The organism is Paenibacillus hunanensis (assembly GCF_034055775.1).
GTDB lineage: Bacteria > Bacillota > Bacilli > Paenibacillales > Paenibacillaceae > Saccharibacillus > Saccharibacillus hunanensis.
Window position 1 is genome coordinate 189189 of the sequence record NZ_CP139194.1, and the last position, 19555, is coordinate 208743.

Annotated in this window: 17 protein-coding genes and 1 other RNA gene; 16 read left to right on the forward strand and 2 right to left on the reverse strand. The window is 43.3% G+C overall.

Annotated features, from left to right (window positions below; all coding sequences use genetic code 11):
* Positions 1–222: 222 nt before the first annotated feature.
* Together smpB and ssrA are read left to right on the forward strand one after the other, a co-directional pair.
* On the forward strand, positions 223–699 hold the full coding sequence (gene smpB, locus SK066_RS00800) for an SsrA-binding protein SmpB (protein WP_320543256.1): 477 nt from the start codon (positions 223–225) through the stop codon (positions 697–699).
* 342 nt (positions 700–1041) lie between these two features.
* Positions 1042–1407: a transfer-messenger RNA gene (gene ssrA, locus SK066_RS00805) on the forward strand.
* 6 nt (positions 1408–1413) lie between these two features.
* Here ssrA and SK066_RS00810 read toward each other — a convergent pair.
* Positions 1414–1704, reverse strand: coding sequence for a hypothetical protein (locus SK066_RS00810; RefSeq protein ID WP_320543257.1), 291 nt, complete (start codon positions 1702–1704; stop codon positions 1414–1416).
* A gap of 29 nt (positions 1705–1733) precedes the next feature.
* Here SK066_RS00810 and SK066_RS00815 point away from each other — a divergent pair, with 29 nt between their 5' ends.
* Both SK066_RS00815 and SK066_RS00820 read left to right on the forward strand, forming a co-directional pair.
* Positions 1734–3440, forward strand: coding sequence for an ATP-binding protein (locus tag SK066_RS00815; RefSeq protein WP_320543258.1), 1707 nt, complete (start codon positions 1734–1736; stop codon positions 3438–3440).
* Between the two features lie 143 nt (positions 3441–3583).
* Positions 3584–4030, forward strand: a complete 447-nt coding sequence (locus SK066_RS00820; protein ID WP_320543259.1) for an RNA polymerase sigma factor — start codon at positions 3584–3586, stop codon at positions 4028–4030.
* A gap of 447 nt (positions 4031–4477) precedes the next feature.
* Here the strand turns inward: SK066_RS00820 and SK066_RS00825 are convergent, their stop codons facing one another.
* A complete protein-coding gene (locus tag SK066_RS00825) occupies positions 4478–5947 on the reverse strand; it encodes a restriction endonuclease (protein WP_320543260.1) in 1470 nt (489 codons plus the stop codon).
* 1142 nt (positions 5948–7089) lie between these two features.
* Between SK066_RS00825 and SK066_RS00830 the strand changes: the two genes are divergently transcribed.
* The 12 genes from SK066_RS00830 (at position 7090) to SK066_RS00885 (ending at position 19401) form a co-directional block, all read left to right on the forward strand.
* A complete protein-coding gene (locus tag SK066_RS00830; protein ID WP_320543261.1) occupies positions 7090–7686 on the forward strand; it encodes a hypothetical protein in 597 nt (198 codons plus the stop codon).
* Between the two features lie 376 nt (positions 7687–8062).
* Positions 8063–9223, forward strand: a complete 1161-nt coding sequence (locus SK066_RS00835) for a cobalamin-independent methionine synthase II family protein (RefSeq protein WP_320543262.1) — start codon at positions 8063–8065, stop codon at positions 9221–9223.
* A gap of 404 nt (positions 9224–9627) precedes the next feature.
* Positions 9628–11217, forward strand: coding sequence for a restriction endonuclease (locus SK066_RS00840; RefSeq protein WP_320543263.1), 1590 nt, complete (start codon positions 9628–9630; stop codon positions 11215–11217).
* Positions 11218–11521: 304 nt separating this feature from the next.
* A complete protein-coding gene (locus SK066_RS00845) occupies positions 11522–12766 on the forward strand; it encodes a mechanosensitive ion channel family protein (protein WP_320543264.1) in 1245 nt (414 codons plus the stop codon).
* A gap of 362 nt (positions 12767–13128) precedes the next feature.
* Positions 13129–13788: a hypothetical protein gene (locus tag SK066_RS00850; RefSeq protein ID WP_320543265.1), complete on the forward strand. Its 660-nt coding sequence runs from the start codon at positions 13129–13131 to the stop codon at positions 13786–13788.
* A 48-nt stretch (positions 13789–13836) separates the two neighbouring features.
* Entirely contained in the window at positions 13837–14055 is a 219-nt protein-coding gene (locus SK066_RS23180) for a hypothetical protein (protein ID WP_320543266.1), read from the forward strand.
* Between the two features lie 442 nt (positions 14056–14497).
* Positions 14498–14698 carry a cold-shock protein gene (locus SK066_RS00860; RefSeq protein WP_188774542.1) on the forward strand — a complete coding sequence of 67 codons (201 nt, stop codon included), beginning with the start codon at positions 14498–14500 and terminating at the stop codon, positions 14696–14698.
* A gap of 133 nt (positions 14699–14831) precedes the next feature.
* Positions 14832–14999 (forward strand): cold-inducible protein YdjO-related protein, encoded by a 168-nt coding sequence (locus SK066_RS00865; protein ID WP_407673801.1) that lies wholly within the window; start codon positions 14832–14834, stop codon positions 14997–14999.
* 234 nt (positions 15000–15233) lie between these two features.
* On the forward strand, positions 15234–15914 hold the full coding sequence (locus SK066_RS00870) for a PspA/IM30 family protein (protein WP_320543267.1): 681 nt from the start codon (positions 15234–15236) through the stop codon (positions 15912–15914).
* Positions 15915–16117: 203 nt separating this feature from the next.
* Positions 16118–17149 (forward strand): TFIIB-type zinc ribbon-containing protein, encoded by a 1032-nt coding sequence (locus SK066_RS00875; RefSeq protein ID WP_320543268.1) that lies wholly within the window; start codon positions 16118–16120, stop codon positions 17147–17149.
* Between the two features lie 29 nt (positions 17150–17178).
* On the forward strand, positions 17179–17964 hold the full coding sequence (locus tag SK066_RS00880; RefSeq protein WP_407673802.1) for a TPM domain-containing protein: 786 nt from the start codon (positions 17179–17181) through the stop codon (positions 17962–17964).
* A 363-nt stretch (positions 17965–18327) separates the two neighbouring features.
* A complete protein-coding gene (locus SK066_RS00885) occupies positions 18328–19401 on the forward strand; it encodes an SPFH domain-containing protein (RefSeq protein WP_320543270.1) in 1074 nt (357 codons plus the stop codon).
* Positions 19402–19555 lie beyond the last annotated feature (154 nt).

Below are 19555 nucleotides of genomic sequence, written 5' to 3' on the forward strand. Positions count from 1 at the left end.
GTATAAACTATCTCCTAGGTTATATTTGTTTTTCGTGATTTTCGATTGATGTAGTCAACGAATCGGCGCCAGAGTAGTTCATATATTTTCCGTATGCAGTGATAGGTATGACGAAATGGCGACGAATACACTAAGTACGGTATCATTGACTTCAAGCCAATAGATACCTGAATCTACTCCGTAACTCCCTGCGCGGGAACTTATGCGGAAGGAGGACCACAGATGGCAACCAAAAAAAGCGAAAACAAAGTACTCGCTCAAAATAAAAAAGCGTCCCACGATTATTTTATCGAGGACACGTACGAAGCAGGCATGGTGCTGACCGGAACCGAGATCAAATCGTTACGCCGCGCACGCGCGAATATTAACGATGCCTTCTCCACGATCCGTAATGGCGAGGTGTTCCTACACAATATGCATATCAGCCCGTTCGAGGAAGGCAACCGCAGCAATCCGGCAGACCCGACTCGTACACGCAAGCTACTGTTACACAAGGAACAGATCAGCAAGCTGATCGGCGCCTCTAAGCGCGACGGCTACACGATCGTTCCGCTAAAAATCTACATCCGCAATGGCTACGCCAAGCTGCTGATCGGACTGGGTAAAGGTAAGAAGCAGCATGATAAGCGTGCTACAGCGGCGAAACGAGATGCACAGCGCGATATCCAGCGTGCATTGCGTGAGAATCAGAAGCGTTGATCTAACATACAGACGAGGATGCGGTGGTTCATCGTATCCTCTATGTGGTAACGAATACAATAGGCAGTTAGTCAGCCAGGTGAGTGTGAGTAGACGATACATGGTATATATTTTATTCGTATATCCCGAGCCATCCCATCTGCGCCGCTACCATTTTGTAGTGAAATGTAGTATAATCAAAGTCTGTGAGGAAACCTAGTGCCGCTTGCTCCAACTGGAGTAAACAGTCATGTCGGTTCCCAAGGTAGCCCTTTCTATGGAGGGAAAGGCTGCTTGAAGCAGACATTTCGGAAGACGAGACTCATGCGCTCGTCCCGTATTGATCCAGACCCTTTTTATTAAGGGGGCGTTCTTGGATTCGACGGGGGTAGGTCGGGCATGAGTAGCGGGTAGTGGGGACGCGTCCGCTTTATCAACGCTAAAGCCTATTAAACGGCAAACAACAAAACAACTACGCTTTCGCAGCCTAAGAAACTGTGAATCGTGCTCTCGCCTCGCATCGCCCATGTGCCAGGATGAGGGCCCAACTCTAAGTGGGCTACGCTGTCACATCTCCGCCTGAGGTGTGCTGAAGAAGACAACCAGGCTGACCCGAAGGGAATCCGGTTACAGGGAGTCTCTAGGGTGACATCAAAGCTGTAACTACACCCGTAGAAGCTTATGTTGCGTTATCTTCGGACAGGGGTTCGACTCCCCTCGCCTCCATACAAGGAGTTAAAAACGAACACTTTTTACTTTGCCAGAGGTTTTGCAATCACGACTTGGTTTAAGTAAACGCAAAAGAGCGATAAGAGCTATTATTCTTATCGCTCTTTTGCGTTTAGGTTTGTCCGCCGATCTTAGGTTGCTTATGCCGGGTAAAAAAAGTTTTTTGTCGAGTGAAATTTTTGGGTTGCTCAGGCCCCTATATAAGTGAAAGCCGATAATGAACGAACGAGAAAGACTAGAAATGGCATTCTCATTTCGGATAGTGATCGGCTTATCAAACAGACGGGTCACAACCATAAGGGTGCCCCCGAGAGGAGAATTTTTAAATGAAGCAAGTAGCGAATGTAAGACAAGATGGAATGACGTCTGATCTGATTCAAGTAGATCGAGCGCTAGAAAGTCTCCGTGATTCAGGTTTTGATCTTTCCACAGCATGTGGAGAAACGGTTGACAACTCGATTGAGGCAAATGCCTCGATTCTAAAGATAAAGACATTCGGAGCAAAGCAAATCGATGCGATTGCTTTTGCGGACAATGGCAAAGGGATTGACCCAAGAGATTTAGCCTCCGTGCTTAAGCTTGGGTACTCCACACGTTACAACCAGCGGCAAGGGCTCGGACGCTTCGGTGTCGGCATGAAACTGGCCGGTATCAGTCAGGGCAAACGAATCGATATCTATACGAAACCCCTGGGGGAAGAAGCAATTTATCACGCATACATTGACCTTACGGAAATATCAAATGGGGTACAAACGGAGATTCGTACCGAGAAGTTCTCCAACTTCCCTGTCGAATACGACGGCTTGATGCAAGATGGACAAAAAAGTGATTCTTTCGAGTCGGGAACCCTCGTCATTTGGTCAAAGATCGACCGACTTGTCGAAGGTGGAAAGTTCGGCAATTCTAACCAACAGCGCCTTCAGGAGCTAACCAAGTTCTTGGCGCGTGCATACCGTAAGTTTATCAATCAAGGACTGAAAATTCAGATGAATGAGAAGGAGATTGATCTCCACGATCCGCTTTTCATCCTAGAAAGCAAACGAGCCTCGGAATTGCTCGGTGAGAACGCTACAGCAGAAATCATTCAGTCAGATTCAATTGAAATTGACGGCCAAAAAGTAATCTATTCGGTCACACTTCTTCCTGAGGAAGTACGTCGGGTAAGAGGTGAAGGTGGAGAAAAGGGTTCTGTTAAGAAATACTCCCCCCTTTATATCAGTGACAATGAAGGGAAAGTGAGTATTCTTCGTAATGGTCGAGAGATATATTACGACACGATTTCTCGATTTCTTCCTGCTAGAAAAGATCAAGATCGGTTTATCGGAGTCGAAATTGATTTTCCTGCTACACTGGATGAATACTTCCAAGTTCGCAATGTGAAGCGGGGTGCGGTTCCTGTTGATAAACTACGTAGTGAGTTGAGAGCAGCGATTCAAAAGCCTTTCATGGCCGCCCGAAAAAAAATTGAAGAGACCTGGAACAAAACTGTTCGTGAGCAAAGGAAGGAAGAAGAATCCCATACACCAGCTACAGATGCAATGAAAAGGGCAGAAGAGACATCACCTCGCGGTCGTGGTGGTTTGAATATTTCCGAGAAAGATGCCGAAGAGAAACTGAAAGATCTCCTACTGGACCAAGGCATCGATCCAGATACTGATAAAGATGCAGCTGATGCATTCAAACAAAAGGTTACTGAGTTGCCGATCACGCTGAGCGATGGCTCCTGGCCGGGAAAAGAACTTTTTGACATCACACATCTTAATGGGAGAGCGATTATTCAACTTAATCATCGTCATCCCTTTATTCGGGGAGTGTATGACCCTGTAAAAGAGCTCGCGGACAGCGATCCCGAATTGGTTTCTGCTGAAGAACTGTTGCGATTTGCTCGACTTGTTGAGGGGGCGATGGATGTACTCTTTATGGCCTATGCAAAGGCTGAGAATATGCATCTAACCCCTGATGATGCCTATGCTGATCTGCGTAGTTACTGGGGGCAGTTCTCAGCCGCTTATGTACAAGAGCTATTAAAGTAAGGAGAACAAATGTTGAAGGGGGGCTTCCCCCTTAACCATCTTTACGGTATTATATTGGTAGATGTTAACAGAATATCTCCGTGAAACCCAAACCCTACTGTGACCGACCAATTGGCGATCACAACGATAAGGAGCGCGTTATCATGACAAACGAAATCTTCAAGGCCATTTCCTATCTTCAGGGGATGGTAAAGAAAACCAACTCCCAGTACTCCCTCGATCGTTATGAACGGGCCCTCGATGAGTTAGTTAGGCATCATGAGAAGTCCGGTGATCCACAGAAACTGGCCTATTCCGCTTGGCGTAACGCCGGTATTGCCCTCAAAAAACGTTCCAAGTATCTAGTTAGTGATAGTGAAGCTGTTTGGGACTACTTACCCGCTTCTACTTCTTCGATTCATGAACATATGTTCGTGGACATCCTCAACCGTTCTATTCTGAACGAAAGGTACCGAAAAATATTGCAGTTCCTTTACGAAGGACTTTCGGTAGAGGAGATTGCTCTTCGAGAAGGGGCTACTAAAGAACAGGTACGCGTTTGGATCTCGCGGGCGCGGGCTGCTTTTCGTCTTCTCTGGGAGGTGGCGTAATGGCTTCTCCACGGGCAAGGATGTATCGCTTTGTGCCTTGGATGGTTCGATGTTTAATCCCGAAAGGGTATATCGGAAGTTACCAATTATTTCGCCGAGAAGGCGAGCGAGTGGATCTGGTCTACGTTGGTCGCTCGGATACAGATCTACAGCACCGATTGTTAACGCATCCATACGCACGGAAGGCGCATTATTTTACGTATGATGTACATTGGACGAAGGAACAAGCGTTCCTAGTAGAATGCGCCAATTATCATGCTGCTACAGTACAGTTATTAAATAAGATCCACCCTGCGGCGCCGTCAAATTCACCTCTAAAATGCCCGTTCTGCCATTTTGATATAATTAGATCTATGCGTAATGGAGGAAGACCAGCATAACCTTAACGCAAAGAGCAGCCAATTTTGGCTGCTCTTTTTCTTTCTTAAAAATACTTAATATAGTCTGCTATGTGGGTTTAACAATATCCAAGAAACGATCAACAACATCTGGGTGCTTTCGCAATCTATCTTCTAAATCGTCTCTTGTCCACCAGTCAATCTGAATACCTCTTTTTCTTAGTATACTTAGATAATCAAATAATTGTGTTGTGAGCTGACTTGAGACAATTAAATGGTAACCATCTGCATTATTCATATCAATAGTGTCTCTAATATCTTGAACTCTATCTTTACCCACACTATTTTTATATGCCTTACACTGAACCAGTATGTTCTTTAGAATATATGGAGAACTGTCTGCGCTGTTGGGAGATGGGTTTAGAAAGAGCCATTCGGCTATTAAATCCTTTCCACCATCCCCCTCATTAATGCTACTGACCCGTTTAATTCTTGTTACATGGGATTCTTGCTGTAAAAGTTCTTTGCATAATTTTTCAAAACGATCCGGGTTGGTTGGTACGCTCCAAACAAAATTTGGGCTAGGAAAAAGGAATCTTCTTTCCTCATCGTTTCTCAATTTTATCTGTTGTAACTCTTTCCTATAGCTTTCTTCCCCACATTCATCATCGATAGCGAGGATATGGTTTTTACCGATTAAAAAAAACTTGTTTTCAATAGGGATAATTTTCGGTTTTTGATAATTACTATCTTTTAGGAATTCCAATGTCGCGTATCCTCGATCTAATTTTTTTGGGCATATTGCATGTCCCATTTCGTTGAATTTTATTATGTCTCTGGTAACCCCTTGAAATTGCATTGTAGACAACTCTTGTTCAAATGCTGCCTTAAAATTATTCAGGGTAGATTCATCAAAAGAAAAAATACTAATTCCTGATTTAAAGCTTCTGAACCAAAACCAATCTGGATTTTTCCTGCACATGAAATTTTGTTTACCCGAAATAACTCTTTTATCAAGAAATCTAGCTATTTTATTGGCACGGTCTTCAAACTGTTCCCAAATTGGATAATGACTTGAAGTATAAGAAAAAACATTATCCATTAAGAAGGCAGCAAAATACGTTCCGAGGAAGACTTGCTGAATTGCATCGGAAGGGATGTCACTTTCTTCAAAGTGAGAAAGTCTATGCCTCTCAAAAGATAGCAATCTAGCATATATTTCTGCTGGCATTTTTGTTAAACCTAAGTCTTCATGGGTAACTGTTAATAAAGATGTAGAAATATTGTAATGTCTTAGTGTAATTCCTACGATACAAGAAATTAAGTCATGTAGATCGGAGCGGTCATTATCAAAATCCCATGATGTAGTTCTGACATACCCAAATAAATTTTGTGGAAATGGTGAGAATTTCACAAGGTCTGATCGTAAGCCGATGGGTGAACTGGGAGAGGTCTGTAGAAAGTGTCTTTTGACTGTTATCTTTTTGTTAGCCTCAGGGGTAATTTCCATGAGATCCCTGGAAGATATAGAATATCCTAAGTACTCTGCTCCTAATAAATGTTTCTGAAATTCATTCAATGAACAAAAACCCCCTCTTACCGTCTATGTTAAATTTACCAAGGATGTAATTATCTCGTCTAGTCGATAACTATGGATTTATTAAGAAAATTGCATTAGCAAACAAAGTGATTCTTTAAGAAAGGTGATTGAAATTTGCTGTAATGGTGTTTTCTTTAACTGTAGTTTTATAATCAAGTAGAGTTTTTACAATAGAATCAAACTCTCTATCTACAAGTTATAGAATTGCTGATGCTATTACAAAGCTGTGTTGAATATCATACTCCAAAGGGAATTCACCTTGAAATTTGTAACTTCTATAATGAGAGATATCAGCCCAACCATGTCTAGCAAAGTTCTAATTTGGATTTCAGAATTTAATCCTGTGTAACCGTTGAATTCAGGTGAATTTACTCTTTCATCGGATAGAGTAGCAATATAGTGTACAGATCGATAACCAACCCTATTGTCTCTAATTTCTTGCCCTTATCACTACTATTCTGTTCATCGATCTCAAAAAGAGGTCTTATAATCTCTGAACATCGAAGGACTTCAGATATTACAAATGTTATTATGCGAATTCCGGCAATATCTTAGATTTGCTTTATCGGATTTTTATATTTATCTTTAGACGCTTTTTTAATACAGATTTCTACATCTTTTGCTCTACTTGTTATCGAATAATATGCTATTCTTTGTGATTCAACTAACTCTTTGATAATATACTTACTCTACTTTACGTGCGAGATTGAGATATTTTCCTTGATTTTGGTATACCACAATCTTAAATCATCTACATTTTAATGGATATTAGGGTACGTGCCTTTCTATTTTACAAACATATTATTAGAGCAGACTTAGTGAAATTATCCAATTTCTTGAATAAGACTACAGTACTCTAACATACAACAATAAGCACGTTCAAAATCAAACTTATTTGAAATATAATATCTAGCGAGGAGATTTACTCAACGCAGTTACTTGGATGATAAAGGTGGATTCAAGTATATCAGTTGCGGTGAGACGGATTTGTCTAAGAGCACCTTTCGTGAAATTAAAATAAAAGAAAGCTTTCTAATGAAATTCAGCTACAATTAATAGTGTGAAAAGATAACTGAAATATTATTTTGATGTTGTTTTTCATTTTGAGGAGGAGTAAATGAGTGGAAAAATTCAATAATCAAACTAATGTAGTTAAGTATTTAGTAAAAGAATTTCAGCTTAAACGCAAGAAGTATCTTCCATTTAATCTTAATTTACAAAATATTCAAAAATTTAAAGACGAGTTGAAGCAAAAACACTCGTTAAAGGAAATTAAAGTATTAAAGGCTGATTTAGAGGGGGTGAATGGACAATTAAAATTATTTGCGACGTTTATGTCATCTATTGCTTTAACAACGACCATTATAGGACTTATAATTAGTAATTCTTCCGCTAGAACTACGCAAATAAATAATCGCCTAACTAGTATAGAGGAAAAGTCATTGGTTCTGAAGTATATTCCTTTTACAAATGAAGAATTAAGACAAGCAAAATTAAATATTCTTTTAAAAAGTATTGAAGATTTGCAACGCGAGTTATTTACAACTTTGCTAAACATAACAGGTCTAACAATTATAGGTGTGCTTACATTGGTTTTGGGGTATGTATATTATTCGAGGACTAGAAAAGTTACAGTTCTATATGATAGTGTTTCACAAGCTTACGATGAGAAAAAAGAAGATGAAGAGAATAAGTATAGAGTTAAAATCTCTAAGTGAACCTGGAATAACTGCTTTGTAACAATCTACTTTACTTTTCACATGGTTAATTTATACTTCGAAAAATTTAATAGCAATATTGGTAAGGTATGAATACCTTGACCCTAAGGTCAGTATCTAGCGCTGATCTTTTTCAATTTATTAAAAACACTCTACTAATCTACCTCATACTTGGATACACGACGGTATTAGATATATTCTACATACCAGATATAATCTTTCCCAAATCCTGCCATAGCTCCTCCCTATAACCAGTCATACCTTTTCAGCTTTACATACACTCCTTCCACTCATGCTAAAATTAACCCATAAAATAATCGACGGTAAGCACCACCCAATCTAACCACAAAAACCACCCAACCAGGAGGATTCCCACATGAGTGATAAATTCCAAATCGTAGGTAGCCTGCTTCGTCCGGCTGAACTGCTAGAATACAAAACCCAAATCGAACATCGTGATGACATCCAATACCCATTCTACCAGGAATTCGACGGCTACCAGCAGTGCGAAGACCGTGCCATCCAATCCGTTATCGAAAAAGAAATCCAAAACGATCTGTCCATCATCACCGACGGTGAATATTCCAAATCGATGTGGCATCTGGACTTTGTCTGGGGCTTTGATGGTGTCGAGCGGTATATTGCGGATCATGGGTACTTTTTCCGTGATACGGATGGCAGCTCGAAGTATGAGACGCGCAAAGACATCGGTCTGCGTATCACAGGCGAGCTAAGCGGCAAAAATCACCACTTTATCGAGGTATACAAAAAGCTACAGGAGCGTGCAGGTGATCGTGAGACAAAGCTGTGCGTACCTTCGCCATCTCATATTTTTGGCGAGCTGTCCTGGTCGGATAATATCGGCGGTACGGATTCCGTGTACAAGGATACGAAGGAGCTAAAGGCTGGTCTGGTGAAAGCGTATAAGGAGTTTGTAGACGATTTTGCGGCTGCGGGCGGTAAAATTCTGCAATTCGACGATTGCTTGTGGGAGCTGTTTGCGGATGACAATCCGAACTCTCCGTATACAGGTGAGCATATCAATCAGGAGGAAGTACAGGCGCTGGCGACGGAGTTTATTGATATTAGCAATATTATTATCGACTACGGTCACAGTCTCGGTCTGAAAATGTGGACGCACAACTGCCGTGGTAACTACGATTCGCGAAATATGGGCGGCGGCTCGTATGTGAAGATCGCGAATCTATTCCTGAAGCAGCTCAAATATGATCGTTTCTTCCTGGAGTGGGATGATGATCGTGCGGGTTCGCTGGAAGCACTGGCTGTGTTTAAAGACAAGCCGAATACGGAAGTCGTACTGGGATTGCTGTCTTCTAAAACAAGTACATTGGATGATGAAGAGCGTGTACTGCGTTTGCTGGATGAGGCATCTAATATCATCGAAAAAGATCGTTTGCTATTGTCTCATCAGTGTGGCTTTGCTTCCTGCGATGGAGGGAATGAGCTGACTGAGGAACAACAGTGGGCGAAAATTAATCAAGGGCAACGGATTGCGGAGCAGTACTGGGCGAAGTGATTGTGATTAAAGATCACCTGTATAGGTGGTCTTTTTCGTATGAATAGATTAATAAAAGTAACTAAGCATATACAGAATAGATAGTATATGCTTCAAATTCGAACTTTGTTATTTAGCGTCTGTTACGTACATTAACAAAAAGGGACACTACACCGAGTGTCCCTTTTTATCTTAAAGCAGATAATAGTTGCACATTCGAGATACAGAATGAATTCAATTACATAGGAGTAGAACAGATATGTTTATATAGTCGTTTATCCCTAATCCTATACATCCATTTAGTTCATTGGGAGTACAAAAATTATTTATTTTCCTGTAAATGGATGTATAATTAATAAACGAACTATGAGCTAACAATAGTTAATCAATAAACACATACAATTAGCTTGGAAGGGGTTATTGTTTTGGCGAGGAAACGTAGTGTAATAGCAGCAATGGCAAGAGATATTGAAAGACAAGCCAGACTTAATGAAGCAGCTAGAAAGCGTCAAGAACGAGAGCGTATTAGGTTGGCGAAAGAGCGAGAAAGACAACAGATTCAATTTGCGAAGGAAGAAAAACAACGTTATATCGAGAGTAGAATCGAAGAAACGGATGACTTGAACAATGAAGTGAACGACCAAATTCAGCAATTGAACGCCTTATTGGAACAGGGATTAACTGGCGCTAGTCGAATTGTATTTTCTTCTTTGAAAAATAAAGAGCAATTTAAGAGCTTTGTTCCTCCAACTGAGCTTACAATCCCCTTACTTAAACCGAATTTTGAAGATTATCGTAGCCAGATTAAATCATCAGCATTGCTACGCAAATTGATGCCAATGTTGGAGAATAAGTATCAGCAGGCATTAGATAGGGCACAACAGAAGTTTGATTATGATCTTATTCAGTATGAGAGCTTAGAAGAAGATCGTCTATCTAAGCTAGAGGCGATTAAAACGGATTATGAGCAGCAGAAATCCAATTTTGATGCCAAAGTAGCAAGTGAGAATCTGGAAGTTGACCAATTTGAAGAGCGTTATCGCAATGGTGATAGTGAAGCAGTGATTGCTTATAATAATCTGGTGTTAGAACGCTCCCATTACCCAATTGACTTTCCTCAGCAATTTCGACTCGCTTATCTTCCTGACTCTAGGGAGTTAGTTGTTGATTATGAAATTCCGACTAAAGATCTTATTCCAATCGTATCAGAATATAAGTATGTCAAGACTAGAGACGAGATCACTGAAAAGCTTAGAAAAGATGTAGAGATCAAAAATATATATTCCGATGTCGTAGCAAGTGTAGCTTTGCGAACGCTTTATGAAATATTTGAAGCTGATCAAGGCAATATTATTGATGTGATTGTATTTAGTGCTTATGTACAGGCTGTAGACCCGGCTACAGGGAAAGATATTACGCCTTATCTTATTTCAGTTCGAGTCATCAAATCGAAGTTCAATGAGCTGGATTTGAGACGTGTTGAAAAGTCAGTGTGCTTACGGAACTTGGGAGCACAAGTATCACCTAGACCTTCTGAACTGCAAGCGGTAAAACCGGTCGTGGAGTTCAATATGGTAGATAAGCGGTTTGTCGATCATGAGAGTATGCTCGATTCTTTGCAAAATCTGCCTAACTTGATGGACTTGAATCCGTTTGAGTTTGAGAGACTGGTCACAGATTTATTTGGAATGATGGGGTTAGACGCCAAACAGACGCGCTCTTCTAAAGACGGTGGCGTCGATTGCGTTGCCTTTGATACTAGACCCATTGTAGGTGGTAAAGTAGTCATTCAAGCAAAGCGTTATAAAAATACGGTTGGCGTTTCGTCTGTTCGAGATTTGTATGGAACGATGATGAATGAGGGAGCTAACAAAGGAATTTTGGTAACAACCAAAAGCTATGGGCCTGATGCTTACGAATTTGCGAAAGATAAGCCGATTGAGTTAATCGATGGCGGAGGCTTGCTGTACCTGTTAGAGCAACAGGGTATCCAAGCAAGGATTGTTTTTGAATAAGCTACCCGTATAGACGTTGGTTGAAGGATAGGTTGGTACAATGTTAGTTCTACTCGTTTAGATTAGAGATTATAGCTGTATCTATATATCGCTTGTTTGTATAAAAGGAGACCGCTTTGTAGAGCGGTCTTTTTACTGTTTATTTTAGATGTAGAGTATCGTACTTATGAGAGAATTAAGAGTGTCCTATTGTAGTTACAGCTGTCTGTCATCCACTGGTTTGCGTTCCTCCGATTTTGTATCCATACGGCTACTCCTTTATAATAAACCCGTACGTCTACAGCAAGGAGGAACCTACACAACAATGAATTTTATCAAGAACCTACTCCAGCAGCTAGGGATGAACGAAGCCATTATCGGCTATGCCGCGAACATCCTCATGATCCTTTTCATCGCGGTCGTTTGTATTCTAGCCAACTGGATTACGCAGAAAATTGTGCTTCGCACTATTATACACATCGTCAACAACAACCGGTACACCTGGGATAATATCATCGTGGAGAAACGTGTATTCCACAAGCTCTCTCAGCTCGTACCTGCGATCATCATCTACTATTCCGCGTCTGTCTTCCCAGCGTATCAAGGGCTGATCGAGAAAGCGGCGATGACGTATACGATTATTGTAGCGATTCTTGTGCTGGATGCGCTGCTGAATGCGTTTGATGCGATCTATCGGTCATTTGAAGTTGCCAAGATTCGTCCGATTCGTGGCTATATTCAGGTGGCGAAGATCGTGCTGTTTATTATCGGCGGCATTATCATTATCTCCAATCTGATCGGGCAGAATCCGCTTATTATTTTGAGTGGACTGGGCGCATTGTCGGCGGTGCTGATGTTGATCTTTAAAGACTCGATTCTCGGTCTGGTAGCCGGCATTCAGCTATCCTCCAATGACATGGTACGCGTCGGTGACTGGATTGAGATGCCCAAGTATGATGCGAATGGCGATGTGATCGATATTACGCTGAATACGGTCAAGGTGATGAATTTTGATAAGACGATTACGATGATTCCAAGCTATGCGCTGATCTCGGATTCGTTTAAAAACTGGCGTGGGATGCAGGCAGCCGGCGGTAGACGGATTAAGCGCAGTATACGTATCGATACGAGCAGTATTCGCTTTTGCACACCGGAGATGATTGAGGAATTCCGCAAAATTCACTATATTTCCGATTATATCGCTTCTCGTTCGGATGAGATCGAGGCGTACAATGCGCAGCATGCGGTTAACCGGGAGAGCAATGTGAATGGCAGAAAGCTCACGAATATTGGTGTGTTTCGCGAGTATATTCATCGGTATTTGCAAAATCATCCGCAGATTCATAAGGATATGACCTTGATTGTACGGCAGCTGGAGCCGGGAGATAACGGATTGCCGCTGGAGATTTATGCGTTTAGTAATGATATCGCGTGGGCGGTGTATGAGGGGATTCAGGCGGATATTTTTGATCATATTTTCGCGGTGGCACCGACATTTGGGCTGCGTGCGTTCCAGAATCCGACCGGGCATGATATTGTGCAGTTGAAGGAAGAGTCGGTGATTTCGTAGAATTGAGTTGTAGTTGTAGTTGTAGTTGTAGTTGTAGTTGTAGTTGTAGTTGTAGTTACGGTTACGAATGACTATTATTTGTGAAAATGAACCATTGCCACTACTAGGATTGGCTAGTACAGTACGGAGTTCCATTAAGGGAATGAGCATCTGAGATCGAATCGGGCGATCTGATGAACATACAATGGATCTGTACTGGCTGGTGGCAGTGGCCTTTTGAGTTGAAAGGCGATACATAACATCTTATGATAGTAAAGTAAGGCGAGATTGTAGCGTAGGACGAGACTATAGCTTTCTGTTTTGATAATCAATTCTTTTATATTAACTTTTATATTAAGCATCCATCTATAGGAGTGGATCATATGAGCTTACGTAAGATACATATAACGAAGCAGGATCAAGGGATCGGGCAGATTGGTGGCGGCGCATGGGTAGAGGATATGGAGCATTGGCCGATGGATCAGCTCGGTGGCAGACCAATGGTGCCACTATGGAGTATCACGCCTGCCTTTTTCCCTGTACCCCAGATTGCGGAAAATGTACGAATAACGGTGTTCGTGCCCGCTACGGATGAGCCTCGAAGCTGGCATGAGGCTTCCGAACAGCTGCTTGTTCGCTCTGGCAAACTGAATCCACAATCGACACGATTACATGCGAAGGTGCTACTGCATCCACAAGCAGCTCAGCCTTATATCCCGAACGGCATAGATGTTCTACCGGAAGGCTATCTGGGCTTGGAGCCGATGACGGATGAAGAGCTAAGTCTGGAGACGCGTCATCTATTTAAAGGCGCCGCGATGTCCAAGCAGCTGGGACGGGAACACTGGCTACAGGAGCAGGTTGTAGTGTCGCCACGGTATTTCTTTGCAGGACAGCTACTGGAGGCTGATCTGGTAAAATGGAATGCGGCATATACAGGCATTTTTGGCGGCGGTATAGGTTATCTCTTTTTGGATTATCGGGTCAAGCAGGTAACGGATTATGCTGATGCAGGGATGTTTTTTATCCAGTATGCAGAGTGAAAGTAGAGAAGAACGGTATCACCCAACCGAACAGGAGGCTTCATCGATATGAACGTTAGCCGTAGCTATGTCACACAGGACTATGTTATTCAAAAGGTAACCGAAACCTTTGCATGCCGTGTATTATGGAGCGAGGGGCGTCCCTGTCTCGAATATGCGAACGAAGAGCAGCTTGCCGAGATTGAGCAGTATGTGCGGCATGAGTTTGACTGGGAGCTGGAGGATGTCTTTTTTACAACGCTTGAGAAGCTGCCTGTAGAGCCTTAGATGATTAGGAAAAAGGCTCAGCAGGGAGAATAAAGTCAGAAAGTGAAGCGTCAATCTATATTTTTAGATAGGAAAATAAGGAAATCATACGGTGTGTAAACTATATATTTTGACGGATGTTCAGATCATTTGGAAGCAACTAACTAAATCGCTACAAAGCAGATGGGATAAGGATAAACAGTATAATGGGGCGAATAATTTTGCTGTTTTCATCTCTATTGAAGCTGGCAAGGCAACGTTCATCTTTACTCATAAAACGTTGAATCATTTCACAATAAACTTGTTGATCTGCCTCAGATGTGCTATAATAAATATATTGGAATTTGAACCTGAGTCACATATTGTAGAGGGTTGCAATTTTGATCGTGTAGCCTTGTCCAATATGTGATTTTTTTTAAAGTTTGAAGATCATGTAAACTTATTTTTTTAGGAGGCAACAAACATGCAACAAGGAACAGTGAAATGGTTTAACGCAGAAAAAGGTTTTGGTTTTATCGAGGTTGAAGGCGGAGAAGACGTATTCGTACACTTCAGCGCGATCCAAGGCGAAGGCTTCAAATCCCTGGACGAAGGTCAACGTGTAGAATTCAACGTTGTTCAAGGCCAACGCGGTCAACAAGCTGAGAACGTTGTAAAACTGTAATACTTTTTTATGCTGTAGGAAAGTCCCAACCATCATATTGGGACTTTTTTTTCACTTATAAACTCCAATGAAGAAAGAAGGATGCTGCTTGTACTATTCACGGAAAAGCCCGATGGATGATGTTCCAGAGGAAATGACGCCGATCTGGTCATGTACGAATGAAAAGTGCAATGGGTGGATGAGGGATAACTTTGTGTTGTCGGTTCAGCCAAGATGCGGCCAATGTGACTCTTTAATGGAAAAAAGTGAAAGACTATTGCCTGTATTAACAAATACAAGCCCGAATCAGAAAAAGAACTAAGCAGGCGTTCTATCTATATTATCGTAGATTGAATTATATAAGTCTTATGTTTTAGCCGTTTTCCCCTATCGGGGTAGGAACGGCTATTTGTTTTGTTCATTTTACCTATATCGCAGATTGATATCGTGCATAGTTGGCATCCATATTCTCCGTCCATATCCAGAAAATTGAAACCTGAGCCTTAGAAAACGTGTACAATACTACATATACCCTTTAACGAAGGAGTGGACGGATATGAGCATGTGGACTCGATTACGAGATGTGATGAAAGCGAATGTATATAGCTTGCTCCAGCAGTCGGATAATCCTGAGCGTATAGCAAGGCAGGCGATGGAGCAGTTTACGAGTGAGCTGGGTCAGGTGAAGGCAGAGACAGCAGCGGTATTAGCAGACGAAGCACGTACCAAGCGTGCGCTGGATGAGAGCAGTGCAGAGCTGAATAAATTGCAGCGGTATGCAGAAAAGTCGGTGCAGCAGGGAGACGAGACGGCAGCCCTTCGTTTTCTGGATAAAAAAGCAAGCCTTGCTGCGAAGCATGTAGAGCTGCAAACCGCTTATGAGCGCGCCTCTGCCAGAGCGACCGCAATGAAGACGATGCAAAGCAAGCTCGTGGCTGATCTGGATCGCCTGCAAACGCGCTATACAGAGCTACAAAGTCGAATGGATGCGGCAAATGCACAGACTGCTAATGGATCAGCGACGAATGCGTTGCAGGCGATGGAGGAGCGTGCCAATCAGGCGCTTCATGAAGCCGAAGCATGGGCGGAGGTACGCGGAGGCGGGCAGCAGGAGGAGGATCTGGATGTGCTGATTGCACGTCTGGAAGCAGGAATGAATGCACAGCCTGATCCGACGGCTATACCGACACCGCAGCAGGAGTTGGATCAGCTCAAGCAACAGAATGGCAAGCTGTGATCGCGGATTCGATTCCGATACGATACGGATGTATGAGCAAAGACCGTGCACGAATGCTCAGCATATGGTTTTAACGAAGGGGCATGGCAGGGTAATGAGTACGAAACGGGTTTCTACTCTGAGATGATATCGTGCATAGCGTGCATCCAGGATGAGCTATAGAGAGACTATACATGTAACTGAAAATTGAGGTGAATGCAGCGATGCCTGTCATCGATTATAAATGTCCAAACTGCGGTAGCAGTATGATGTTCGATAGTGCTACCGGTATGCTCGCCTGTCCAAGCTGTGGCAGGAAGGACGATATTGAGCAGATGCCTGATCCGATTAGTCTGGTTCCATTTGTGCCCGGACAGGTTCAGTCGTATCATTGCTCAAGCTGTGGCGCAGAGCTGGTCACGGAGCCGGAAACGAGTGCGACCGTATGCAGTTTTTGCGGCTCACCTGTTGTATTGAGTGAGCGCCTGAGCGGTGCGTATGCCCCGCGGAGTGTGCTACCTTTTACCATTAACAAGCAGCAGGCTCAGGAAGCCTTTCGCAAATGGTGCCGAGGTGGTCTGCTCACACCAGCAGGCTTTATGACTGCGGATCGTATTAAAGGTATAACAGGTATGTATGTACCATTCTGGTTATATGAGTTACATAACATGGTGGAGGCGCGTGGACAGGCAACACGTGTGCGCACGTACAGGCAGGGAGATTATGAATATACGGAGACAAGCTACTACGACATTTATCGTAAAATGCGTCTGCACTATGTGAATCTGCCGATCGACGCTTCCGAAAAGCTAAACGATGAGCTGATGGACAAGCTAGAGCCTTTTCCATATCCAGAGCTAAAATCGTTCAAAACACCTTATCTAGCAGGCTATACAGCGGAAAAATACAGCTACGATGATGAGCAGCTGCTCCCCCGTGCCAAAGAAAAAACGATGAGCTATATCGATGCGGCCATCTCGTCTACCGTGACTGGCTATACGAGCGTCACCTATACCGATCGCGATGTGGATACCCGCGTGCAGCGTGCAGATTATGCGCTGTTGCCTGTATGGATGGTCGATTATGATTTTGAAAGCAAGCAATATATATTTGCCATGAATGGACAGACGGGTAAAGTCGTCGGTAAGCCGCCGCTGAGCAAAGGGAAGCTATTCGCCTGGTTCGCTGGTATTGCAGTAGTAACGTTCGTCACTCTACGCCTGATCACATGGGCGCTAGGGGGTGATCTGCTGTGAAGCAGCGCACGAGTAACACGAGTAAGAGAATGCTGTTACTGCTTCTACCGATCCTGCTCCTTGCTCTTACGATATGGCCTGCGGTTCAGACGATACATGCGTCAGACACAGCTACAGTCGGGAATAAAAAGCTCGTCTACGACGATGCCGGATTATTAAGCGATCAGGAACGACAAGAGGTCAATCGCATGGCAAACGAATACGGCCCGGTGCAGCAGACGGATTTTGTCATTTATACGACCAACAACCCGGAGTATAAGGATGTGCAGATTCTCACCGAAGACCTGTATGACAGCAAAGGCTTTGGATACGATAAAGGCTTTGGTAATGCGGTCATATTGACGATGGATATGCGGAATCGCGAGGTCTATCTAGCTGGCTTCGGTAAAGCCGAAACATTGCTGAACGACCAACGTCTTGATCAGATTCGCGAAAAGATCACACCCTACCTGAGCAATGGCAATTATAAAATGGCATTCGAGCAATACATTCAGACATCATCCCGATACATGAACTACAAGCTCGGCGTGAATCCCGATAGCTTCCTGCTCAACATCTGGTTTCAACTCGCCGCTGCCATCCTACTCGGCATCATCATCGTCTGGATCATGGCTGCACGCACTGGCGGACGCATCACCGTAAACCGCGCCACCTACGAAGACCCCAACGCCTCCGGTTTACTAGATCAACATGACCGCTTCATCCGCACCTCCGTCTCCAAACGCAAAATCGAAAAAAGCAGCAGCAGCGGAGGTGGAGGCGGCGGAACAAGCAGCGGCGGTCATTCGCATAGTGGCAGTAGAGGTTCTTTTTAAAGTTAATGAGAGAAACAAAGTAAGAATTAAAAATAAAAATTGATACACGCCTTCAATGGATTGAACGAATTTGACCTTCACTAAACGGCTCATACCCACCAATGCGGAAAAGTATGACTCAACGCACTATACAGGCATTTTATGTTGCTACACGCACAGAACGGAGGGAAGGAAATAAGGGGAAAAGGCGACTTTTGAGCACGGGAATCTACACTACACTACTACTCCGTAGATTCCTGTGCGAGACGGGAGCCTGTCCCCTTATTCCTTCCCAGAGTGGTTGCTGCTACACCACAAAAACCCACTCTACCCGCAGAGTCATAATTTTCCACACCCCATCAAAACAATTGAGGAGGAACCACCATGGGATTTTTCAAAAACCAGTTTGCTAACGTAGTTGAATGGGAAGAGTTTCGCGACGATATGATCTTTTGGAAATGGAGCAATCGAGAGATTAAGAAGGGCAGCAAGCTCATTATTCGCTCAGGGCAGGATGCGATTTTCCTGAATAACGGCAAAATCGAAGGGATTTTCGAAGACGAAGGCTCGTTTAATGTAGAATCGGATATCATTCCATTTCTGTCTACGCTCAAAGGCTTCAAATTCGGCTTCAACAGCGGTATGCGCGTGGAAGTGCTGTTTGTAAATACAAAGGAATTCACCGTCCGCTGGGGAACGCAGAGCCCGATTCTCATCCCAGCGCCGCAGCTTCCGGGTGGTATGCCGATTCGTGCAAATGGTACATTTAATTTTAAAGTCAGCGATTATGTAGCCCTGATCGATAAGGTTGCAGGCATTAAGCAAAGCTATCTGGTGGAGGATGTGAAGATTCGCATTACCTCTGTACTGGATCAGCTGCTGATGAAATGGATTACGCGCGAAGGGAAGGACATGTTCAATCTGCAAGCGAACGCCTTCGATATCGCGAACGGAATTCGTGAAGACCTGGATATGCAGATGATGCAGATCGGGATCGGCATTACGGGCTTTCAGGTCATGAGCTTTAGCTATCCGCAAGAAATTCAGGATATGATCACCAAGACCGCTTCTCACGGCATGATCGGCGATATGCAGCGCTACCAGCAGGTGAGCATGACCGACGGCATCGCGTCGGGTAAAGTGCAGGGCGGTGGTATGGCATCTGATATGGCGGGTATGATGATGGGAATGAATATGGCCAATGAAATGATGAAAAACATGAACCAGAATAACCAGCAGGCAGGGCAGAATAAAGATAATGGATCAAATGCCAACGGCAATCAGGGTGGCAATCCAGCAAATGGTCAGAATGCTAATGCGACTAGCGGACAGGGTAGCTCAAATAACAGCTCTGCACCAGCAGGAGCTAGCGGCACGAAGCCGAACTTCTGCCCGAACTGCGGGGCGAAAAATGAAGGAGCGAACTTCTGTCCGAATTGTGGGCATAAGCTGGCTTGATTAGAGTGACGTTGAATTTTGATTCATATTGAATGACGAAGCACTCCTTAAAATGAACATTAGAATCCTTAACAGGTTAGCTAATGCACATGGAAGGGGTGCTTTTTTGTATGGTGTTGCTTGTTCGTTTACAAGATATACTTTTAGTAGACAG